We start from the raw sequence: 19,417 nt of genomic DNA, 5'->3' as shown, positions 1-19,417 counted from the left end.
GATCCGCGGCTTCCAGCCTTAGTTGTGCACGCCCTCAGCGGCTGACGTCGATGCGAGCGGCGGGTGACGAGGCGGCCGACCCTCGTCAGCCGCGGAAGGCCCCGCGGTAGCGCGCCGCCGGGTGCCGCGGATTCAGCCGCGCGGACCCGGTCAGCCGCTCGCGCAGCCCGCCGGGCGCGTACTCCGAGCGGGCCAGGCCGCGGGAGCGCAGCACGGGCATCACCTCGTCGACGAACTCGACGTAGCTGTCGGGCAGCGACCAGTGGTTGAGGTTGATGCCGTCGACGCCCGCATCGCGCAGCTCCGACAGCCGGTCGGCGATCTGCTCGGGCGTCCCGACGACGCGCTGGTGCCGGCCGACGGTGAGTCGCGCCAGGTCCGCGACGGTCGCGTCCCGGTCGGGCAGCAGCCGGATCATCGACTCGAGTGTGCTGCGATTGCCGTTGGTGACGATGTCGCGCAGCCTCGTCTCGGGCGGGAAGGGCTTCCCGTCGGCCTGGTCGACGCTCAGCCCCGCGTGCAGCAGGTGGGCGTCGACGCTGCTGTACTCGCCGAGCTCGGCCTCGCGCTCGCGGGCCTCGCGCTCGGTGCTGCCGACGATCACCGACAGGGGTGAGAAGAACAGCACGTCGTCGCCGCGGCGCCCCGCCGCCTCCGTGAGCGCCCGCGTCGAGGCGATCAGCTCGCGGGTCTGCTCCGTCGTCGAGCCGCCGACGAACTGCGCCTCCGCGTGCCGGGCCGCGAAGGCCCGACCGGCGGGGGAGGAGCCGGCCTGGAAGAGGAACGGCGTGCGCTGCGGCGACGGCGCCGAGAGGTGCGGGCCCTCGACCCGGTAGCTCGCGCCTGTGTGATCGATGCGGTGCACCGACTCCGGACGGGAGTACGCGCCGGCCTGGTCGCGGACCGAGGCGTCGTCGTCCCACGACCCCTCCCACAGCTTGTAGACCACGTCGAGGTACTCCTCGGCCTGTGCGTAGCGGTCGTCGTGCTCGGTCAGGCGGTCGAGGCCGAAGTTGCGGGCTGCGTTCTCCTGGTAGCTGGTGACGATGTTCCAGGCGACCCGGCCCTTCGAGAGGTGGTCGAGCGTCGACATCCGCCGCGCGAACTCGAACGGGTGCGCCTGCAGGATCGAGCTGGTCATCGCCAGACCCAGGTGCTCGGTCGAGCCGATCAGGGCGGCGAGGAGGATCGACGGGTCGTTGTTCGGCAGCTGCAGGCCCTCGCGCGCGTTCACCTCGAGCGAGGCGCCGACCGCCCCGTAGGTGCCCACGACGTCCGCGAAGAAGATCGCGTCGAACACCCCGCGCTCGAGCGTCCTCGCCACCTCGATCCAGTGCCCGAGGTCCTCGAACGCGCCGGGCCTCGCCCCGGGCCGCCGCCACTGGCCGTGGTGGATGTGCGAGGGCGTGTTCATCACGAACGCGTTGAAGAGCAGCGGGCGGGGAACGGTCATGCGGGTGCTCCTGAGGACGCGCGTGCGGACGTCGGTCTCGTGCGAGGCGATCGTACGGTGAGCGCGCCGGACACGACGCGAGTGGCGTCGCCGGGTCTCGATACGCCGCCTGCGGCGGCTACTCGACCAGCATGCTCGGCCGGGATGATCCGATGGCCCGCCGACCAGCATGCTCCGGCGGATGCGGTTGCATGCTGATCGAGTAGCCCGCGAAGCGGGCGTATCGAGATCCACCACCGCCGGAAGTGGAGTCGGCAGTTCGGCTCTGCTGGTGACCGTGGGTCTCGATACGCCGCCTGCGGCGGCTCCTCGACCAGCATGATCGTCCGCCTACTCCCGCGGGGTCGACCCCGGCTTGATGCGCTGGGCCAGGCGCTTCAGCGGGTGCGCCGGCTCGCGCTCGAGCGGCTCCTCCACCTCGAGGCCGTAGAACGAGCCGATGTCGCCGACGAAGGCGGCCCGGCGGGCCTTGTCGTAGGCGCGGATCTCCCTCCGGAAGGCGATCACTGTCGCCACGCACATCAGGATCATCACCACGCTGAACGGCAGCGCCGAGAGGATCGCGGCCGTCTGCAGCGCGTCGAGGCCGCCCGCGATCAGCAGCGAGAGCGCGAGCAGCGCCGTCGCGAGCGCGAAGAAGATGCGGATGCGGTTGCGCGGCTCCGCGTCGCCGCCGGTTGCGATCATCGACATCACCAGGGCGCCGGAGTCGGCGGAGGTGACGAAGAAGACACCGATCAGGATGATCGCGCCGACCGTGAGCACCGAGCCCGCGGGCAGACCCTGGAGCATCTCGAAGAGCGCCGCGTCGGTGCTGACCGAGCCGTCGGCGCCGACGAGCCCGCCGTCGCCGTAGAGCTCGCGGTAGAGCGCGGTGCCGCCGAGCACGCTGAACCAGAGGAAGGTCATGATGGTCGGCACCAGCAGCACGCCCGCGACGAACTCGCGGACGGTCCGGCCCTTCGAGACCCGGGCGATGAAGATGCCGACGAACGGCGCCCACGACATCCACCAGCCCCAGTAGAACGTCGTCCAGGTCGCCTGCCAGGCCTCGCCCTCCTGGCCGGCGTAGGCGCTGACCGTGAAGGTGAGGCCGATGAAGTTCTGCAGGTAGTTGCCGAGCGACTGCACGAACTCGCGCAGCAGGAACTGGGTCGGGCCGGCGACCAGCACGAACACGAGCAGCGCGGCGGCGAGCAGCAGGTTGCCGGTCGAGAGCCACTTCATGCCCTTGCCGACACCGGAGACCAGCGAGAACACGGTGAGGGCGGTCACGACCGCGATCACGATGATCTGCACGGTGAGCGAGGAGTCGACGATGCCGCTCGCCTCCAGTCCCGCGGAGATCTGGGTGACGCCCAGGCCGAGCGAGGTGGCGACGCCGAACATCGTGCCGACGAGGGCGACCACGTCGATGGCGTTGCCCCAGCCGCCGCGGACGCGACGGCCCAGCAGCGGCTCGAGCGCCCAGCGGATCGACACCGGGCGCTTGCGGCGGTGGATCGCGTAGGCGAGGGCGAGGCCGACGACGACGTAGATCGACCAGGCGTGCACGCCCCAGTGCAGATAGGTCTGCGAGATGGCGCTCTGCGCGAGCTCCGTCTCGGTGCCGGTGACGCCGGGGCGAGGGGTGGCGAAGTGGGTGAGCGGCTCCGCGACGCCGTAGAAGACGAGGCCGATGCCCATCCCGGCGGCGAAGAGCAGCGAGATCCAGGAGAGCAGCGAGAACTCGGGCTCGTCGTCGTCGGCGCCGAGCTTGATGTCGCCGAAGCGGCTGACGCCCATCCAGATCGCGAAGGCGACGAAGACGGCGGCGATCAGCACGTAGTACCAGCTGAAGGTGTTCACCACCGTGGTCTGCAGGGAGGCGAAGACGCTGGTGGCGGCGTCCGGCGCGATGATCGCGAAGGCGGCGATGGAGAGCGTGATCACCGCCGCGGGCCAGAACACCCAGCGGGCGAGGCGCTGCGGCGGCCTCGCGGTGGTGTCGGCGGCGGGCGGGACGGCGATGTCCGGGGCGGAAGGCTTGTCGGACATGGGGTCCTCTCGTCGGCGGCAACCTGCCACGGTACACGGGCGGTCGTGACCGCGTCCGGCGGCCCGGTGGCGCAAGGTCCCCGATCGAGGGTCCCGGGGGCCCTGCGGGCGGGTCGGTCCCGGCCGCGGCGACCGGGGTGCGGGAGGCTGGACCCGTGCAGTTCAGAGTCTTCACCGAACCCCAGCAGGGCGCGAGCTACGAGGATCTCCTCGCGGTCGCGCAGGCGACCGAAGCCCTCGGCTACGACGGCTTCTTCCGCTCCGACCACTATCTCCGGATGGGCGACGGCGATCCCGGTCCCGGCCCGACCGACGCCTGGACGACCCTCGCGGGCCTCGCGCGCGAGACCGAGCGGATCGCGCTCGGCACGCTCGTCTCCTCCGTCACCTACCGGCCGCCGGGGATCCTCGCGATCCAGGTCGCCCAGGTCGACGCGATGTCGGGCGGCCGCGTCGAGCTCGGGCTCGGCACCGGATGGTTCGAGGAGGAGCACGCCGCGTACGGCATCGACTTCCCGCCGCGTCGCTTCGACCTGCTCGAGGAGCAGCTCGAGATCGTCACCGGCCTCTGGTCGACGCCGGTCGGCGAGCGCTACTCGTTCGCGGGCGAGCACTACACGCTGACCGACTCGCCCGCGCTGCCCAAGCCCGCGCGCCTGCCGCTGCCGGTGATCGTCGGCGGCGGCGGACCGAAGCGCACCCCGCGGCTCGCGGCCCGCTTCGCCAGCGAGTTCAACCTGCCCTTCCCCGAGTTCGACGCGATCCCCGGCGCGTTCGAGCGCGTCGACGAGGCCTGCGTCGCGATCGGGCGCGAGCCGTCCTCGCTCGTGCACTCGGTCGCGCTGATCGCGGTCGGCGGAGCGGACGAGGCGGAGTTCGTCCGGCGCGCCGCGGCGATCGGCCGCGAGCCCGCCGAGCTTCGCGAGCACGGCGTCGCCGGCGGCGTCGACGAGACCGTCGACCGCCTCGAGTCCCTGCGCGCGGCCGGCGCCGAGCGGGTCTACCTCCAGTTCATGGACCTCCAGGACCTCGACCACCTCGACTTCTTCGCCCGCGAGGTCCTGCCGCGGCTGTCGGCTTGAGACCGGCCGAAGAGGAGCGCGCATGCTGCCGATCGAGGAGCGCGCTTCGCGCGCACCATGCTGATCGAGTAGCCCGCGGAGCGGGCGTATCGAGATCCACCCACCGTACGACGGCGGGTCTCGATACGCCGCTGCGCGGCTACTCGACCAGCATGGGGGCGCCGCTGCCCGGCAGCGCGGTCGGCAGGGGAAGCCGTTGCGCGGCTCCTCGGCCAGCAGGCGTCCGCCGCGCCGCCGCGACCTAGGCTGGAGGGATGGTGGACACGATCGAGCGCGCCGACGAGCGGCTGGCGACCCGCTCGGCCGCCGAGGTGCCGTGGGTCGTGCTCGTCTGGGACGACCCGGTCAATCTGATGTCGTACGTGTCCTACGTGTTCCGCAGCTACTTCGGCTTCGGTCGCGCCGAGGCCGAGCGGCTCATGCTCCAGGTGCACATGGAGGGGCGCGCGGTGGTCGCGACCGGCAACCGCGAGGAGATGGAGCGGCACGTGGAGGCGATGCACGGCTACGGCCTGTGGGCGACGCTGCAGAAGGCCGACGCATGACCGGCCGACTCACGGCGGGCAGGCCCTGATGCGCTCCTTCCGCCGCGACTCCTCCGGTGCCGCCGTCGCCCGCTTCGACCGCGAGGAGGCCGGGATCCTCCGCCACCTCGCCGGCGAGATGCTCGAGCTGCTCGATCGCGGCACGAGCGAGGACGCGCGCAACGACCCGGCGCTGGCGCGGCTGCTGCCCGACGCCTACCGCGACGACGACGAGGCCGCCGCCGAGTTCCGCCGCTTCACCGCCCCGGATCTGGCCGGCCGCAAGATGGACGACGCTCGCGCGATCACCGCCGCGCTCGACGCCGGCGAGGGCTCCGGCCACGCCCGCGTCTTCGCCGGTCTGGGCGAGGTCGCCGTCCGGCTCGAACCGCCGCAGGCGCTGTCCTGGCTCCGCGGGCTCACCGACATGCGCCTCGCCCTCGCCGCCCGCCTCGGCATCGTCGACACCGACGACGTCGAGCCGGAGGACGAGACCGGCCAGGCGATCCGCGCGGTCTACGACTGGCTCGGCAGCGTCCAGGACGGCCTGGTCCGCGCGATCGACGTGTGATCCTGCCGCCGGCGCGTCACTCCCAGCCGCTGACGACGACCTTGCCCGGGCGTCCGCCGGCCTCGACCAGGCGGTGCGCCTCCGCGACCGTCGCCGCGTTCAGCGGGGACAGCTCGCGGGTGAGCGTCGTGCGCAGCACCCCCTCGTCCAGCAGCCCGGACACCTCCTGCAGGAGGTCGTGCTGGGCGGAGAGGTCCGCCGTCGCGAACATCGGGCGCGTGAACATCAGCTCCCAGTGCACCGACACCGACTTCCGCTTGAGCGGCACGACGTCCAGGACCGCCGGATCGTCGATCACGGCGATCGCGCCCTGCGGGGCGATCGCGTCCACGAACGCCGGGAGGTTGACCGACGTCCCGGTCAGGGAGGCGATGAGGTCGACGGGTCCCAGGCGCTTCAGCTCCCGCGCGAGGTCGCGGTGGTCGATCACCCGGTGGGCGCCGAGATCGCGCACCCACTGCTGCGACTCGGGGGTGGAGGCGGTCGCGATCACCTCGAGATCGGTGAGGCGCGCGGCGAGCTGGACCAGGATCGAGCCGACACCGCCGGACGCGCCCGCGATCAGCAGGCGACGGCCGCCGCCGCTGCCGCGCTCGACGCCGAGCCGGTGGAAGAGCAGCTCCCAGGCCGTGATCGCGGTGAGCGGCAGCGCGGCGGCCTCGGCGTCGGAGAGCCGGGCGGGCTTCCGGCCGACGATCCGCTCGTCCACCAGGTGCAGCTCCGCGTTCGTGCCGGGCCGGGTGATCGAGCCCGCGTAGAAGACCTCGTCGCCCGGGGCGAACAGCGTGACATCCGCGCCGACCGCCTCGACCGAGCCGACGGCGTCGTAGCCGAGGACCTTCGGCGACGCCTCGGGCCGGCCGGAGGCGCGGATCTTCGTGTCGACCGGATTGATCGACACGGCGCGGACCCGCACGAGCAGATCGTGGCCGGTGGCAGACGGCTCCGGGAGCTCGATATCGGTGAGCACCTCGGGTGCTCCGTGCCGGGTGATCGCGACGGCGCGCATCAGAGTGCTCCGCCCGGGGTCGCGGCGCTCTCGAGCGGTCGGTCCGCGGAGGGGAAGTCCGAGTAGCCCCGCGCGTCCCCGCCGTAGAGCAGGTCCGGATCGAGAGCCGCGAGGGGCGCGCCGGTGGCGATCCGGGCGGGGAGGTCCGGATTCGCGACGAACGGCCGGCCGAACGCGACCAGGTCGGCGTGGCCGGCGGTGAGGATCCGCTCCGCGCGCTCCGGGGTGTAGCCGCCCGCGACGACGATCCGGCCGGAGAAGGCGTCGCGCAGCCGGGTGCGGAAGGCGTCGGGGATCGCGGGCGCGTCGTCCCAGTCGGCCTCGGCGAGGTGCAGGTAGACCAGGCCGATCCGGTCGACGCGGCGGGCCAGCTCGAGGACCGTCTCCTCGATCGCGGGGCAGTCCATCCCCCGGGCGGTGATCTGCGGCGACAGGCGCAGGCCCACCCGGTCGGCGCCGATCTCCCCGGCGACCGCGGTCGCGACCTCGACGGCGAAGCGGAGGCGCCCGTCGAGGGAGCCGCCGTACTCGTCGGTGCGGTGGTTCGACGTCGTGCGCAGGAACTGGTCGATCAGGTAGCCGTTGGCGCCGTGCAGCTCGACGCCGTCGAAGCCGGCCTCGACGGCGGCGGCCGCCGCGCGGCGGTAGTCCTCGACGACGCCGCGGACCTCCTCGGTCGTCAGCGCCCGCGGCGTGCTGGTCGGGACCATCGTGCCGACGCCGTCGACGCTGACCCAGACCCGCGCGCCGGAGTCGAGGGCGCTCGGAGCGACGGGCGCCGCGCCGTCGTGGAAGGAGCGGTGCGACATCCGCCCGACGTGCCAGAGCTGCGCGAAGATCCGCCCGCCCGCCGCGTGGACGGCCTCCGTGACGAGACGCCAGCCCGCGATCTGCTCGGCGCTGTGCAGGCCCGGCGTGAAGCTGTAGCCCTGCCCGGACGGCGAGATCTGGGTCGCCTCCGAGACGATCAGCGCTGCCGACGCGCGCTGCGCGTAGTACTCGGCGTTGAGGCGCCGGGGGATGTTCCCGGGCTGGGCGGAGCGCGACCGGGTCATCGGCGCCATCACGACACGATGGGGCAGGGGCAGGGATCCGAGAGCGATCGGTTCGAGGAGAGAGGTCATGCGGAGAGCGTGCCGCGGAGGTGAGGAGAAGTCAAAGTACTCTTCGCTCCTCTCTTGATAACCTCGGCTTATGGTGACCGTCCGGCAGTGGGAGTACCTCCTCCGAGTGGTCGACACCGGCTCCTTCACCGGCGCCGCGGACGAGCTGGGGGTCACCCAGCCCGGGCTCTCGCAGCAGATCCGCGCCCTCGAGCGCGAGCTCGGCGGACGCCTGCTCGACCGGCTCCCGCGCGCGGTCGCCCTCACCCCGCTCGGCCGCGCCGTGCTCGCGCCGGCCCGGGCCGTCGTCGCGGACGCGCAGCGCGCCCTGGCGGCCGCGGCGGACGTCGTGGCCGCGCGGACGGGGACGATCGACGTCGTGACGGTCACGTCGATCGGGCTCGGCGTGCTCCCCGGCGTCCTCGAGATCTGGCTGCAGGAGCATCCGGGGGCGAGCGTCACCGTCCTCGAGCACCAGTCGGTCGACGCGGTGGTCTCGGCCATGAGCGCAGGGGCCGGCGACGTCGCGATCGCTCCCATGCCGCGGGCGTGGACCGGCCCGTCCCGCCTGATCGGGCGGGAGGAGTTCGTCGTCGTCGGCCGCGCCGGCCATCCGCTCGCCGACGGAGGGCCGGTGGACCTCGCCGCCCTGGCCGACGAGCCGTGGGTGCACTTCACGCCCGAGCACGGCCTCGCGGGAGTGCTGGACCGCTACGCCGCCGAGGCGGGCTTCACGCCGCGCGTCGCGCTGCGCACCCCGCAGACCGCGGCCGTCCCCCGGTTCGCCGCGGCGGGCGTCGGGCTCGGACTGGTCCCGCGGAACATCCTCGACGGCGGCTTCCGCGGGGTCGTCCTGCCGCTGGATCCCGACCGCACGCGGGCCGTCCGCGCCTTCACGCGGGCGGACCCCGATCCGCTCGTCGCCGCCTTCATCGAGACGGTCGCCGCCCACGCTGATCTCGCCGGTCCGGCACCGGGGGCGGCCTGATTCCCTCGAGGATCGAGAGATCTCCACAGCTGTGGACAAACCTGTGGAGAAATGTGGAGAACGGGCGTCCTCGCCGGTGCCCGCCGCCGCGGATCGCCCGTCCCGCAGCGGATCCGGCCGAGCAGAGGGTGTGGAAACGCGAGGTGTCCGGTCGGTGAACCCGTGCCCCTGGAAGGGGGCAACCGGCTCCCGGTTCGACGCCGGGGGCGGAACCGCGTACCGTCCGGACCGTGAACACTCCTTCAGGAACCCAGGCCAAGCGCGCCGCGGACGACGCGCAGGACTCGACCGCGGTGCGCACGCTCGCCCGCGGGGGCTACGCCGCGAACGGCCTCGTCCACGTCCTCATCGGCGTCATCGCCCTGCAGATCGCGACCGGCGGCCAGGGCGAGGCCGACCAGTCCGGCGCGCTCGGCTCGCTCGCCGCGCAGCCCGGGGGACTGGTCGTGCTCTGGGTCTGCGCGATCGGGCTCTTCGGACTCGCGCTGTGGGGTGCGCTCGAGGCGTTCCTGGTGGCGGGCGGCGACAGCGCCGCGTCCCGCTGGGGCAGCCGTCTCAAGGAGGCGGCGAAGGCCGTCGTCTACCTCGCGCTCGGCATCACGACCCTGCGCTTCGCGATGGGCGGCAGCTCCGACTCGTCCGAGACGTCCGAGAGCGCGAGCGCGCAGGTCCTCGCCGCGCCCGGCGGGGTGGTGCTGCTCGTGATCGCCGGGCTCGCGATCCTCGCGGTCGGCGGCGTCTTCGTCTACCGAGGCGCGTCGAAGAAGTTCCTCAAGAACGTCGCACTGCCGGGCGGGACGGCCGGCCGCGTGGTCACCGGTCTCGGCATCGCGGGCTACGTCGCGAAGGGCGTCGTGCTCGGCGTGCTCGGGATCCTGGTGATCATCGCCGCTGTGACGCACGACCCGGCGCAGGCGGGCGGCCTGGACGAGGCGCTGAAGACGCTGACCGAGCTGCCGTTCGGCGTGCTGCTGCTCGGCGTCGTCGCCGTCGGGCTGATCGCCTACGGCGCGTTCTGCTTCGCCCGGGCGCGCTGGCCGAGGCTCTGAGGACCTCTGCCGCCGAGTCCGCGGGAGGGCTCGGCGCGATAGCCGTCGCGCAGCCCGCCCATGCGCGCCGGATCCGCACCGCGCCGCCGTCCCGGCCCGCGCCGCCGTCGGGCTCCTGATCCCCGGAAGGACGCCGCAGGAGAGCGCGGAGCCGTGACGGGGGAACGCGGCCCGGGGCCGATACCCCCTGACGGGTGTGATCGCAAGCAGTGCCCCGGTCCACGTTTCAGTGACACTCTGTGCAGATGCATGCAGGTGGCGACGACGCGAGTGCGGAGCGGGTCCGCCCTGCCCTGGCCGAGACGGCCGCGCGCCTGCTTCGGGCCGTCGCGACCGGCGACCGCGCCGCGTTCGCCGAGCTGTTCGACCGCTTCGGCGGGCTCTTCTCCGCCTCGATCGCCACGGTGCACGCCGACGCCTCCACGCGCGACCGGCTCTGCACCGAGGCCTTCGCCGCCGTCTGGCGCCGTGCCCGGGAGGGCGCCCGCGCCCCGGAGCCGGTGCTCTGGCTGCTCGAGGTGCTCTGCGAGACGCTCGGCTCCTCCCGGGAGGGATCGCGCCGCCCGCTCGCCGAGGGGCTCCTCGCGCTGGCCTGCCCGGATCGCGAGCTGCTGCTGCTCGCCGTGGCCGGTCGCTACTCCCAGCCCGAGATCGCCGCCCTCACGGGCGTCCGCGAGTCGCGACTGCGCGCGGTCCTCCGCGACGCGCTCGGCTCCCTCCGCGGCGGCCTCGGCGACGGGCGCCTCACCGCCTGACCGGCGGCGCCGTCTCCTCGAGAACTCGCCGTCTCCCCCGCGGCGGCTCCGACGGGCGTAAACTTGAGTCACCCGAACTCAACTTTCGAACCGCAAGGAGGAGATGCAGATGCAGGCCGGTCGGACACCCCAGCAGGACGAGTCGTCCGCTCTCGCGCAGTACGGCGTCGACCTGACCGCGATCGCGGCGAGCGGCAAGCTCGACCCGGTCATCGGACGGGACGCCGAGATCCGCCGCGTCAGCCAGGTGCTCACGCGCCGCACCAAGAACAACCCGGTGCTCATCGGCGAGCCCGGCGTCGGCAAGACGGCGGTCGTCGAGGGGCTCGCGCAGCGGATCGTCGCGGGCGACGTCGCCGACAGCCTCAAGGGCAAGCGGCTCGTCAGCCTCGACCTCTCCGCGCTGATCGCGGGAGCGAAGTACCGCGGCGAGTTCGAGGAGCGGCTGAAGGCCGTCCTCGCCGAGATCAACGACTCCGGCGGCCGCATCATCACCTTCATCGACGAGCTGCACACCCTGATGGGCGCCGGCGGCGGCGAGGGCTCGGTGGCGGCGGCGAACATGCTCAAGCCGATGCTCGCCCGCGGCGAGCTGCGGATGATCGGCGCCACCACGCTCGACGAGTACCGCCAGTACATCGAGAAGGACGCGGCCCTCGAGCGCCGCTTCCAGCAGGTGTTCGTCGGCGAGCCGACGGTCGAGGACACGGTCGCCATCCTCCGCGGGCTGAAGGAGCGCTACGAGGCGCACCACAAGGTCGCCATCGCCGACTCCGCGCTGATCGCCGCCGCCTCGCTGTCCAACCGCTACATCACCGCACGCCAGCTGCCGGACAAGGCCATCGACCTGATCGACGAGGCCGCCTCGCGCCTGCGGATGGAGATCGACTCAGCGCCGGTCGAGATCGACGAGCTGCGCCGCTCCGTCGACCGGCTGAAGCTCGAGGAGCTCGCGCTGAAGAAGGAGAAGGACGACGCCTCGAAGGCGCGGCTGGAGACGCTGCGCGAGGACCTCGCCCGCCGCGGCGCCCACCTCGCCGAGCTGCAGCAGCGCTGGGAGCGCGAGCGCGCCTCCCTCAATCGCATCGGCGATCTCAAGAACCGGCTCGACGCGCTGCGGATCGCGGCCGAGCGGGCCCAGCGCGAGGGCAACCTCGAGCGCGCCTCCCGCCTGCTCTACGGCGACATCCCCGCCGCCGAGAGCGAGCTCGCGGCCGCCGAGCAGGAGGAGCAGCCGGCCGAGGGCCGCATGGTCAACGAGCAGGTCACCTCGGACGACATCGCCGCGGTCATCGCCGCCTGGACCGGCATCCCCGTCGGCCGGCTGATGCAGGGCGAGACCGAGAAGCTGCTGCACCTCGAGACCGAGCTGCACCGGCGCCTGATCGGCCAGAACGAGGCGGTCTCGGCCGTCGCCGGCGCCGTCCGGCGCACCCGCGCCGGCGTCTCCGATCCCGACCGGCCCACCGGGTCGTTCCTCTTCCTCGGACCGACCGGCGTCGGCAAGACCGAGCTGGCGAAGGCGCTCGCCGACCACCTCTTCGACGACGAGAAGGCGATGGTGCGCATCGACATGTCGGAGTACGGCGAGAAGTTCGCCGTCTCGCGGCTCGTCGGCGCCCCTCCCGGCTACATCGGCTACGAGCAGGGCGGCCAGCTGACGGAGGCGGTGCGCCGCCGGCCGTACTCGGTCGTGCTGCTCGACGAGATCGAGAAGGCGCACCCCGAGGTCTTCGACGTGCTGCTGCAGGTGCTCGACGACGGCCGGCTCACCGACGGCCAGGGGCGGACGGTCGACTTCCGCAACACGATCCTCATCCTCACCTCGAACCTCGGCTCGCAGTTCCTGGTGGACCAGTCCCTGACCCGCCCGCAGAAGGTGGAGGCGGTGCAGCAGATGGTGCGCCAGGCCTTCAAGCCCGAGTTCGTGAACCGGCTCGACGACATCGTCGTGTTCGAGGCGCTCGACCGCACCGAGCTCGGCGAGATCGTCTCGCTCTACGTCGACCGGCTCTCGCGCCGGCTGGCGGAGCGACGCCTCGACCTCGCCGTCACGCCCGCCGCCCGCGGCTGGCTGGCCGAGCGCGGCTACGACCCGCAGTACGGCGCCCGCCCGCTGCGCCGCCTGATGCAGCAGGAGATCGACGACCGGCTGGCGACGGCCCTCCTCGACGGCTCCATCCGCGACGGCGACGTGGTGCTCGTCGACGCGGGCCCGGACGGCCTGCTGGTCTCCGCGGGCCTCGCGACGCCGTAGGCCGGGCCGGTCCGCCCCGCCTGTCGCCCCCCCCCCCGTCTCCGACCCTCCCCTCCCATTCCTCAAAAGTTGCGGTAGTCGCGCGCCACTACCGCAACTTCTGGAGAGTGGAACGGGCGGCCGGGGGCGGGGGCTCCTCCACAGGGGGCGATCGCGGGCGGTCCGTCCACAGTCGCCGCCCGGGCGCCTCGCCGGGGTCGCGTCGGCGGGTAGCGTCCCGCCCATGAACTCCCCGTCTCCCGCCGCCGGCGCGCGCATGGCCGACCTCGCGCCCGAGGAGCGGCCGCGCGAGCGGCTCCGCGCCCGCGGTCCGGAGGCGCTGACCGACGCGGAGACGCTCGCCGTGCTGATCGGCAGCGGGGTCCGCGGGGCGAACGCCACGGTCGTCGCCCAGCGTCTGCTCGCGCGCTTCGGCGGCATCGACGCGGTGTCGCGCGCGGGCGTGGCCGACCTGGTCCGCCAGCGCGGCGTCGGCGAGGTCGCCGCCTGCCGCATCGTCGCGTCCTTCGAGCTGCGGCGGAGGATGAACCGCGCCGGGCGGGCCGCGCGCATCGCGGACGCGGCCGGCCTCGCCGAGCTGGTGACGCCGCTGCTCGCCGCACGGCCGACCGAGACCGTGCTCGCCGTCGCGCTGACCGCCGCCGGGGCCGTCCGCGACGTGATCGCGCTCGCCGACGGACCGCCCACCCACGCGGAGGTGCCGGTCGCCGAGATCCTGGCCGAGGTGCTGGCGCGCGGTGCGGCCGGCGTCGGCCTCGCGCACAGCCACGCCGGCGCGGCGGACGTCCTCTCCTCCGACCTCGCCGCGACCCGGGCGCTCGCCGAGGCGTGCGCGGCCTGCGGGCTGCGGTTCGTCGCGCACGTCGTCGTCGGCGCCGACGGCTGGCGGGAGGCGCCGCCGTAGCAGCCGCGGACGTTCGTGCAAGCCCCTGACCGGCCACCCTTCCACCCCGCGGCGGCGGCGTACCGTGGACGAGCCCCCACCCCCTCTCGAGCAGGAGTCCCCATGCGAGCAACGATCATCCACGGCGAGCGCGACGTCCGACTCGAGGAGGTGCCCGACCCCGTGCTCTCGACCGGGCGCGACGCGATCGTGCGCGTCACCGCCGCGTGCGTCTGCGGCTCCGACCTCTGGCCGTACCGCGGCGTCACCCCGACGAAGGAGGCGCACCGCATCGGCCACGAGTTCGTCGGCGTCGTCGAGGAGATCGGCGACGACGTGCACGACATCGCGGTCGGCGACTTCGTGATCGCCCCCTTCTACGTCTGCGACGGCACCTGCGCCAACTGCGCGAACGGCGTCTCGACCTCCTGCCTCACCGGCGGCTGGTGGGGCGCCGAGGTCGGCGAGCAGGGCTTCGCCGACGGCGCGCAGGGCGAGAAGGTCCGCGTCCCGCTCGCCGACGGCACGCTCTTCCCGGTCGGCACCGACGTCGACCCGGCACTGATCCCGAGCCTGCTCACCCTCGCCGACGTGATGGGCACCGGTCACCACGCCGCCGTCTCGGCCGGCGTCACCGCGGGCTCCACGGTCGCGGTCGTCGGCGACGGCGCGGTCGGCCTCTGCGCCGTGCTCGCGGCCAAGCGCCTCGGCGCGACCACGATCATCGCGATGTCGCGGCACGAGTCCCGCCAGGCGCTCGCCACCCGCTTCGGCGCGACCCACATTGTCGACACCCGCGGTGACGAGGGCGTCGCCCGGGTCCGCGAGCTCACCGACGGCATCGGCGCGGACTGCGTCCTGGAGTGCGTCGGCACCAAGGAGTCGATGCAGCAGGCGCTCGACTCGGCACGCCCCGGCGGCATGGTCGGCTACGTCGGCGTGCCCAACGGCGGCCCGGAGCTGCCCGTGCGCCAGATGTTCGGCTCGAACGTCGGCGTCAACGGCGGTGTCGCGCCGGTCCGCGGCTACATGGCGGAGCTGCTGCCCGACGTGCTGAGCGGCGCGATCGAGCCGGGCCTCGTCTTCGACCTGGAACTGCCGCTCGAGGAGATCGCCGAGGCGTACGCCGCGATGGACGAGCGCCGCGCGATCAAGACCCTCGTGCGGCCGTAGCGGGAGCCGGTCGTGCGCATCGACGTCGAGACGCCCCGCGGCGTCGTCGCCGGGGTCGCGGAGGACGGCGTCGCCCGGTTCCTCGGCGTCCCCTTCGCGGAGGCGCCGGTGGGCGACCGCCGGTTCCGCGCGCCCGAGCCGCGGGCGCCGTTCGACGGCGTCTTCGAGGCGGACGCCTACGGGGCGACGCCTCAGCGCGGCCGCCCCTTCGAGTTCACGACCATCCCCGAGCACTCGATCCCGGGTGAGGACACGCTGACGCTGAACGTGTTCGCCCCCGCTGAGCCGGCCGGCTCGCCGCCCGTGCTGGTCTACCTGCACGGCGGCGGCTACGTCACCGGAGCGGCCTCGAGCGACTGGCACGACGGCTCGGCGTTCGCGCGCGACGGCGTGATCGTCGTGACCGCCGCCTACCGGCTGGGGGTCGACGGCTTCGGCGTCGTCGAGGGCGACGCGAACCGCGGGGTCCGCGACTGGCTGGCCGCCCTCCAGTGGGTCCGCGAGAGCATCGGCGCGTTCGGCGGCGATCCCGGCCGGGTCACGATCGCGGGCCAGTCCGCGGGCGGCGGCGCCGTGCTCACCCTGCTCGGCTGCGCCGAGGCGCAGCCGCTCTTCGCGCGCGCCGTCGCGATCTCGCCGACCGATCGCAGCGTCCCGATCGAGGAGGCGGAGGAGCAGCTCACCGCCTTCGCGCACGCCCTCGGCGTCGAGCCCACCCGCGCCGAGCTCGCCTCGCTCGACCAGGACGCTCTCTCCGAGACCGCCGCCCTCACGATGATGCCCGGGTCGGGTCACGCGATCGTCTTCGCGCCGGTCTCGGGCGACGCGCTCCTGCCCCTGCCCGTGTCCGAGGCGACCGCGACGACCGGCCTCGACAAGCCGCTCCTGATCGGGGCGACCGCCGACGAGTTCGACAGCCCGCGCCTCGAGCGCGAGCCCGGGGCGGCACCCCGCACGACCGACCTGCTGTTCCGCCGCGCGGTGCTGCAGGCGGCGCGGAACCGTGCCGCAGGACCGGCGCCGACCTGGCTCTACGCCTTCGACCGGCTCTCGCCCGCGACCGGCGGCGCGTCACACTGCCTCGACCTGCCGTTCTTCTTCGACCACCTCGACGCCGAGGCGACCGGCCGGGTCCTGGGCGAGGACCCGCCCGCGGCGCTCGCCACGGTGATGCACGGCGAGCTGATGGCCTTCGTCCGCGGCGAGGAGCTGCCCTGGCCACCGGCGCACGGCGCGGAGGGCGACGCGGTGCGCGTCTACGACGTCGAGCCGGCGGTCGTGCCCGGCCACTACGACGACGTGCTGCCGCTCGTCACGGACCCGCGGGCATGAGCGGGTCCGCGCGCGGCGCCGCGCCGCGCTTCCACCCCGACCTCGCGCTCGGCCGCCTCGTCCCGCCGATCGTGCTCGGACCGCGGCTGCTCCGCCTGGCCACCCGACGCGCCGCCGTCGGCGGGGAGGCGCCGCCCGACCTGCTCGTCGAGGACCTCGAGATCCCGGGGCCGGACGGCACCTCGGTCCCGGTCCGCAGCTACCGTCCGCGCACCCTTCGCGGTGCCGCGCCCGCGCTGGTCTGGGTGCACGGCGGCGGCATGGTGCTCGGCAGCCGCTTCGACGACGAGGCGTCGAACATCGGCTTCGCCCGCACCCTCGGCATCACCGTCCTCTCCGTCGGCTACCGGCTCGCGCCCGCCCACCCGGCGCCCGCCGCCCTCGAGGACGTGCTGGCCGCGTTCCGCTGGCTCGCCGCGCACGCCGAGGAGCAGGGAGTCGATCCCGAGCGGATCGCGCTGGGCGGAGCGAGCGCGGGCGGCGGGCTGGCCGCAGGAGCGACCCTCCTGGCCCACGACCGCGGGGGAGCGCAGCCCGCGTTCCAGCTGCTCGTCTACCCGATGCTGGACGATCGCACCGTCACCCGACCCGGACCGGTTCCCCGCGGCGTCCGCGTCTGGACGCCGGGCAGCAACCGCTTCGGCTGGACGTCCTACCTCGGCGCGGAGCCCGGTGGCCCCGACGTCTCGCCGTACGCGGCGCCCGCCCGCCGCGACGACCTCTCGGGCCTCCCGCACGCCTGGATCGGCGTCGGCACCCTCGACCTCTTCCACGACGAGGACGTCCGCTACGCCGAGCGCCTGCGCGCGGCCGGGGTGCCCTGCGAGCTCGAGATCGTCGACGGCGCGTTCCACGGCTTCGACGCCCTCTTCTCCCGCACCGGCGTGGCGAAGCGCTTCTGGGCGGCGAAGGCCGCCGCCCTCGGGAAGGCCCTGGGCGTCTGAGGGGCTGCGATCCGGGCCGGACCGGACGGCGGGTCGGGCCGTGCGGAGTGCCGCCGCGCCGGATGGGAGCATGGACGCATGGACATCGACCGCCTCGCCACCCGCTACGAGATCGCCCTGCCCGCCTGGATCGAGGACGCCGTGCGCGACGTCCCCGAGTTCCTGCCCGAGCGCGAGGACCGCATGGCCCTCGTGCACGCCCTCGCCGACCGCAACTTCCGCGAGGGCAACGGCGGCCCGTTCGCGGCGATCGTCGTGGAGCGGGACTCCGGCCGCGTGGTCTCGGTCGGTGTGAACGTCGTCCTGGGGAGCGGAGTCTCCTCCGGCCACGCGGAGGTCACCGCGCTCGGTCTCGCGCAGACCGCGCTCGGCTCGTGGGACCTGGGCGGCGAGGGCCTGCCGGCGCACGAGCTGGTCGTCAACTGGCGGCCGTGCGTGCAGTGCTACGGGGCGACGCTGTGGTCGGGCGTGCGGCGCCTGGTGGTCGCCGGGTCGGGCCCGGAGCTGGAGGAGATCTCCACCTTCGACGAGGGTCCGATGCGCGAGGACTGGGCCGCGCAGTTCGAGGCGCGCGGCATCGAGGTCGTCGACGGCGTGCTCCGCGACGAGGCGCTCGAGGTCTTCCGCGCCTACCGCGCGCACGTCGACGCGGGCGAGGTGCTCGTCTACAACGCGCGCGCCGCGGACTGAACCCCGGCCCCTGCTGAACGAGCGAGCCGCCCCGGAGGATTCCCGGGGCGGCTCGTCCTGTCAGCGGGCCTGCGGCGTCAGTGGGCCCGTGCCGTCAGTGGTTACCGGGCGTGTACACGGCGGAGGCGCGCCACCAGTCGTCGAACATCGACAGCGGCACCTGCCGCTTGTGCTCGGTCGCCTGGTACCGGGCCTCGATCGCCTCGGCGACCTCGGTCGCGACGTCGCCGCCCTCGAGGTACTCGTCGAGGTCCGCGTAGACCAGGCCGAGGTTCGACTCGTCCGTCTGGCCGGGGTTCTCGTCGAGCAGGTCGGCGGTCGGCGCCTTCTCGTAGAGGCGGGCCGGGGCGTCGAGGTGCACGAGCAGCGAGCGGCCCTGGCGCTTCGTGAGGCCGGTCAGCGGCAGCACGTCGGCGCCGCCGTCGCCGAACTTGGTGAAGAAGCCGGTCACCGCCTCCGCCGCGTGGTCGGTGCCGACGACGAGCATGCCCGCCTGGCCGGCGATCGCGTACTGCGCGACCATCCGGGCACGCGCCTTGACGTTGCCCTTGACGAAGTCCGAGATCGGCTCGCCGACGGCGTCGCGGAACGCGGACGCGATGCCGTCGACTCCGGCGTGGATGTCGAAGGTCACCTGGCGGTCGGGCCGGATGAAGGTCAGCGCGAGCTGCGCGTCCTCCTCGTCGGCCTGCACCCGGTAGGGCAGCCGCACCGCGATGAAGGAGGCGTCGCCGCCCTCCGCGCGCACCTGCTCGACCGCGAGCTGGCAGAGCCGGCCGGCCAGGCTCGAGTCCTGCCCGCCGCTGATGCCGAGCACGAGGCCCTTGGCCCCGGTGTGCCGGAGGTAGTCGGCGAGGAAGCCGCTGCGCCGCTCGACCTCGGCGGCCGGATCGACGGTGGGGGAGACGTGGAGCTCGGAGATGATTCGCTGCTGGACATCGCGCACGCCTCAACGCTACTCCCGATGCCCCCGCCCCGCCCCGCTTCGGAGCCGACCGCAAGCCTCAGGCGGCGCACACCGTCGTGCCGGGTCGAGCAGCTCAGCCCGGGCACACACGTGCCGGGTGGAGTGGCTCCGTCCGGGCACACACGTGCAGGGTCGAGCGGACCCGCCTGCACACACACGCTGGTTCGAGCAGCCTCGCCCGCGCGCACACATGCCGGGTCGAGTAGCCCCGCCCGCGCGCATACATGCCGGGTGGAGCAGCCCCGCCTGCATACACACATACCGGTCGAGTGGCCTCGCCCACGCACACACATGCCGGGTCGAGTAGCCCCGCCCGCGCACACACATGCTTGGTTGAGTAGCCTCGCCCGCGCACACACATGCTGGTCGAGTAGCCCCGCCCGCGCACACACGCATGCTGGTCGAGTAGCCCCGCAGGGGCGTATCGAGACCCGCCGTCACCAGCAGGACGGGTCTGCAGACTCGTCTTCGAGGACGGTGGATCTCGATACGCCCGCTCCGCGGGCTACTCGATCAGCATGCTGAGGGCTCGCCGCGCGGGCTGCTGATCCGGGAGATCCTCGAACGGACCCGCAAGGGGCCTCCTGGTCGAGGCAGGCC

At 73.7% G+C, this 19,417-nt stretch carries 17 protein-coding genes; 12 read left to right on the top strand and 5 right to left on the bottom strand.

Annotated elements, in window-relative coordinates:
- Positions 1-85 precede the first annotated feature (85 nt).
- The gene (locus EDF17_RS13670) at positions 86-1,453 is read right to left on the bottom strand and encodes an NtaA/DmoA family FMN-dependent monooxygenase (RefSeq protein ID WP_123447172.1); all 1,368 of its coding nucleotides are present in this window, start codon (positions 1,451-1,453) and stop codon (positions 86-88) included.
- Between the two features lie 330 nt (positions 1,454-1,783).
- Complete coding sequence (locus tag EDF17_RS13665; protein ID WP_123447171.1) at positions 1,784-3,490, bottom strand: BCCT family transporter; 1,707 nt, start codon at positions 3,488-3,490, stop codon at positions 1,784-1,786.
- Positions 3,491-3,645: 155 nt separating this feature from the next.
- Here EDF17_RS13665 and EDF17_RS13660 point away from each other — a divergent pair, with 155 nt between their 5' ends.
- The 3 genes from EDF17_RS13660 to EDF17_RS13650 all read left to right on the top strand — a co-directional run bounded on the left by EDF17_RS13660 (position 3,646) and on the right by EDF17_RS13650 (position 5,667).
- Complete coding sequence (locus EDF17_RS13660; RefSeq protein WP_123447170.1) at positions 3,646-4,572, top strand: LLM class F420-dependent oxidoreductase; 927 nt, start codon at positions 3,646-3,648, stop codon at positions 4,570-4,572.
- Positions 4,573-4,826: 254 nt separating this feature from the next.
- Entirely contained in the window at positions 4,827-5,117 is a 291-nt protein-coding gene (gene clpS / locus EDF17_RS13655) for an ATP-dependent Clp protease adapter ClpS (protein WP_123447169.1), read from the top strand.
- 28 nt (positions 5,118-5,145) lie between these two features.
- On the top strand, positions 5,146-5,667 hold the full coding sequence (locus tag EDF17_RS13650) for a DUF2017 domain-containing protein (protein WP_123447168.1): 522 nt from the start codon (positions 5,146-5,148) through the stop codon (positions 5,665-5,667).
- Between the two features lie 16 nt (positions 5,668-5,683).
- Here the strand turns inward: EDF17_RS13650 and EDF17_RS13645 are convergent, their stop codons facing one another.
- Together EDF17_RS13645 and EDF17_RS13640 are read right to left on the bottom strand one after the other, a co-directional pair.
- The gene (locus tag EDF17_RS13645) at positions 5,684-6,676 is read right to left on the bottom strand and encodes a zinc-binding alcohol dehydrogenase family protein (protein ID WP_123447167.1); all 993 of its coding nucleotides are present in this window, start codon (positions 6,674-6,676) and stop codon (positions 5,684-5,686) included.
- On the bottom strand, positions 6,676-7,800 hold the full coding sequence (locus EDF17_RS13640) for an alkene reductase (protein ID WP_123447166.1): 1,125 nt from the start codon (positions 7,798-7,800) through the stop codon (positions 6,676-6,678). The genes EDF17_RS13645 and EDF17_RS13640 overlap by 1 nt, the downstream gene beginning before the upstream one ends.
- A 70-nt stretch (positions 7,801-7,870) precedes the next feature.
- Here EDF17_RS13640 and EDF17_RS13635 point away from each other — a divergent pair, with 70 nt between their 5' ends.
- The 9 genes from EDF17_RS13635 (at position 7,871) to EDF17_RS13595 (ending at position 17,850) form a co-directional block, all read left to right on the top strand.
- Positions 7,871-8,767, top strand: coding sequence for a LysR family transcriptional regulator (locus EDF17_RS13635; protein ID WP_123447165.1), 897 nt, complete (start codon positions 7,871-7,873; stop codon positions 8,765-8,767).
- 230 nt (positions 8,768-8,997) lie between these two features.
- Positions 8,998-9,816, top strand: a complete 819-nt coding sequence (locus EDF17_RS13630; RefSeq protein ID WP_185019994.1) for a DUF1206 domain-containing protein — start codon at positions 8,998-9,000, stop codon at positions 9,814-9,816.
- 245 nt (positions 9,817-10,061) lie between these two features.
- Complete coding sequence (locus tag EDF17_RS13625; protein ID WP_133672070.1) at positions 10,062-10,571, top strand: hypothetical protein; 510 nt, start codon at positions 10,062-10,064, stop codon at positions 10,569-10,571.
- A 109-nt stretch (positions 10,572-10,680) separates the two neighbouring features.
- Positions 10,681-12,828: an AAA family ATPase gene (locus EDF17_RS13620; RefSeq protein WP_123447528.1), complete on the top strand. Its 2,148-nt coding sequence runs from the start codon at positions 10,681-10,683 to the stop codon at positions 12,826-12,828.
- A 223-nt stretch (positions 12,829-13,051) separates the two neighbouring features.
- Positions 13,052-13,732 (top strand): UPF0758 domain-containing protein, encoded by a 681-nt coding sequence (locus tag EDF17_RS13615; RefSeq protein WP_123447163.1) that lies wholly within the window; start codon positions 13,052-13,054, stop codon positions 13,730-13,732.
- A gap of 102 nt (positions 13,733-13,834) precedes the next feature.
- Positions 13,835-14,884 carry a zinc-dependent alcohol dehydrogenase family protein gene (locus EDF17_RS13610; RefSeq protein WP_123447162.1) on the top strand — a complete coding sequence of 350 codons (1,050 nt, stop codon included), beginning with the start codon at positions 13,835-13,837 and terminating at the stop codon, positions 14,882-14,884.
- Between the two features lie 12 nt (positions 14,885-14,896).
- Entirely contained in the window at positions 14,897-16,216 is a 1,320-nt protein-coding gene (locus EDF17_RS13605; RefSeq protein ID WP_123447161.1) for a carboxylesterase family protein, read from the top strand.
- Complete coding sequence (locus EDF17_RS13600; protein WP_123447160.1) at positions 16,213-17,160, top strand: alpha/beta hydrolase fold domain-containing protein; 948 nt, start codon at positions 16,213-16,215, stop codon at positions 17,158-17,160. Before EDF17_RS13605 ends, EDF17_RS13600 begins: the two co-directional genes overlap by 4 nt.
- 78 nt (positions 17,161-17,238) lie before the next feature.
- Complete coding sequence (locus EDF17_RS13595; protein WP_173234484.1) at positions 17,239-17,850, top strand: nucleoside deaminase; 612 nt, start codon at positions 17,239-17,241, stop codon at positions 17,848-17,850.
- Between the two features lie 94 nt (positions 17,851-17,944).
- Here the strand turns inward: EDF17_RS13595 and nadE are convergent, their stop codons facing one another.
- Positions 17,945-18,796, bottom strand: coding sequence for an ammonia-dependent NAD(+) synthetase (nadE, locus tag EDF17_RS13590; RefSeq protein WP_123447159.1), 852 nt, complete (start codon positions 18,794-18,796; stop codon positions 17,945-17,947).
- Positions 18,797-19,417: the final 621 nt, after the last annotated feature.

Origin of the sequence: Rathayibacter sp. PhB1, assembly GCF_004362935.1 — a bacterium.
Classification (GTDB): Bacteria; Actinomycetota; Actinomycetes; order Actinomycetales; family Microbacteriaceae; genus Rathayibacter; species Rathayibacter festucae.
This window is presented reverse-complemented; position numbering and strand designations above follow the sequence as displayed.

Bases quoted from the DNA above. Each gene is read 5' to 3' on its own strand.
- EDF17_RS13615 (WP_123447163.1), top strand. From the start codon at position 13,052: ATGAACTCCCCGTCTCCCGCCGCCGGCGCGCGCATGGCCGACCTCGCG.
- EDF17_RS13670 (WP_123447172.1), bottom strand. From the start codon at position 1,453: ATGACCGTTCCCCGCCCGCTGCTCTTCAACGCGTTCGTGATGAACACG.
- EDF17_RS13640 (WP_123447166.1), bottom strand. From the start codon at position 7,800: ATGACCTCTCTCCTCGAACCGATCGCTCTCGGATCCCTGCCCCTGCCC.
- EDF17_RS13600 (WP_123447160.1), top strand. From the start codon at position 16,213: ATGAGCGGGTCCGCGCGCGGCGCCGCGCCGCGCTTCCACCCCGACCTC.
- EDF17_RS13635 (WP_123447165.1), top strand. From the start codon at position 7,871: ATGGTGACCGTCCGGCAGTGGGAGTACCTCCTCCGAGTGGTCGACACC.
- EDF17_RS13620 (WP_123447528.1), top strand. From the start codon at position 10,681: ATGCAGGCCGGTCGGACACCCCAGCAGGACGAGTCGTCCGCTCTCGCG.
- EDF17_RS13650 (WP_123447168.1), top strand. From the start codon at position 5,146: ATGCGCTCCTTCCGCCGCGACTCCTCCGGTGCCGCCGTCGCCCGCTTC.
- clpS (WP_123447169.1), top strand. From the start codon at position 4,827: ATGGTGGACACGATCGAGCGCGCCGACGAGCGGCTGGCGACCCGCTCG.
- EDF17_RS13610 (WP_123447162.1), top strand. From the start codon at position 13,835: ATGCGAGCAACGATCATCCACGGCGAGCGCGACGTCCGACTCGAGGAG.
- EDF17_RS13645 (WP_123447167.1), bottom strand. From the start codon at position 6,676: ATGCGCGCCGTCGCGATCACCCGGCACGGAGCACCCGAGGTGCTCACC.
- EDF17_RS13595 (WP_173234484.1), top strand. From the start codon at position 17,239: ATGGACATCGACCGCCTCGCCACCCGCTACGAGATCGCCCTGCCCGCC.
- EDF17_RS13625 (WP_133672070.1), top strand. From the start codon at position 10,062: ATGCATGCAGGTGGCGACGACGCGAGTGCGGAGCGGGTCCGCCCTGCC.
- EDF17_RS13665 (WP_123447171.1), bottom strand. From the start codon at position 3,490: ATGTCCGACAAGCCTTCCGCCCCGGACATCGCCGTCCCGCCCGCCGCC.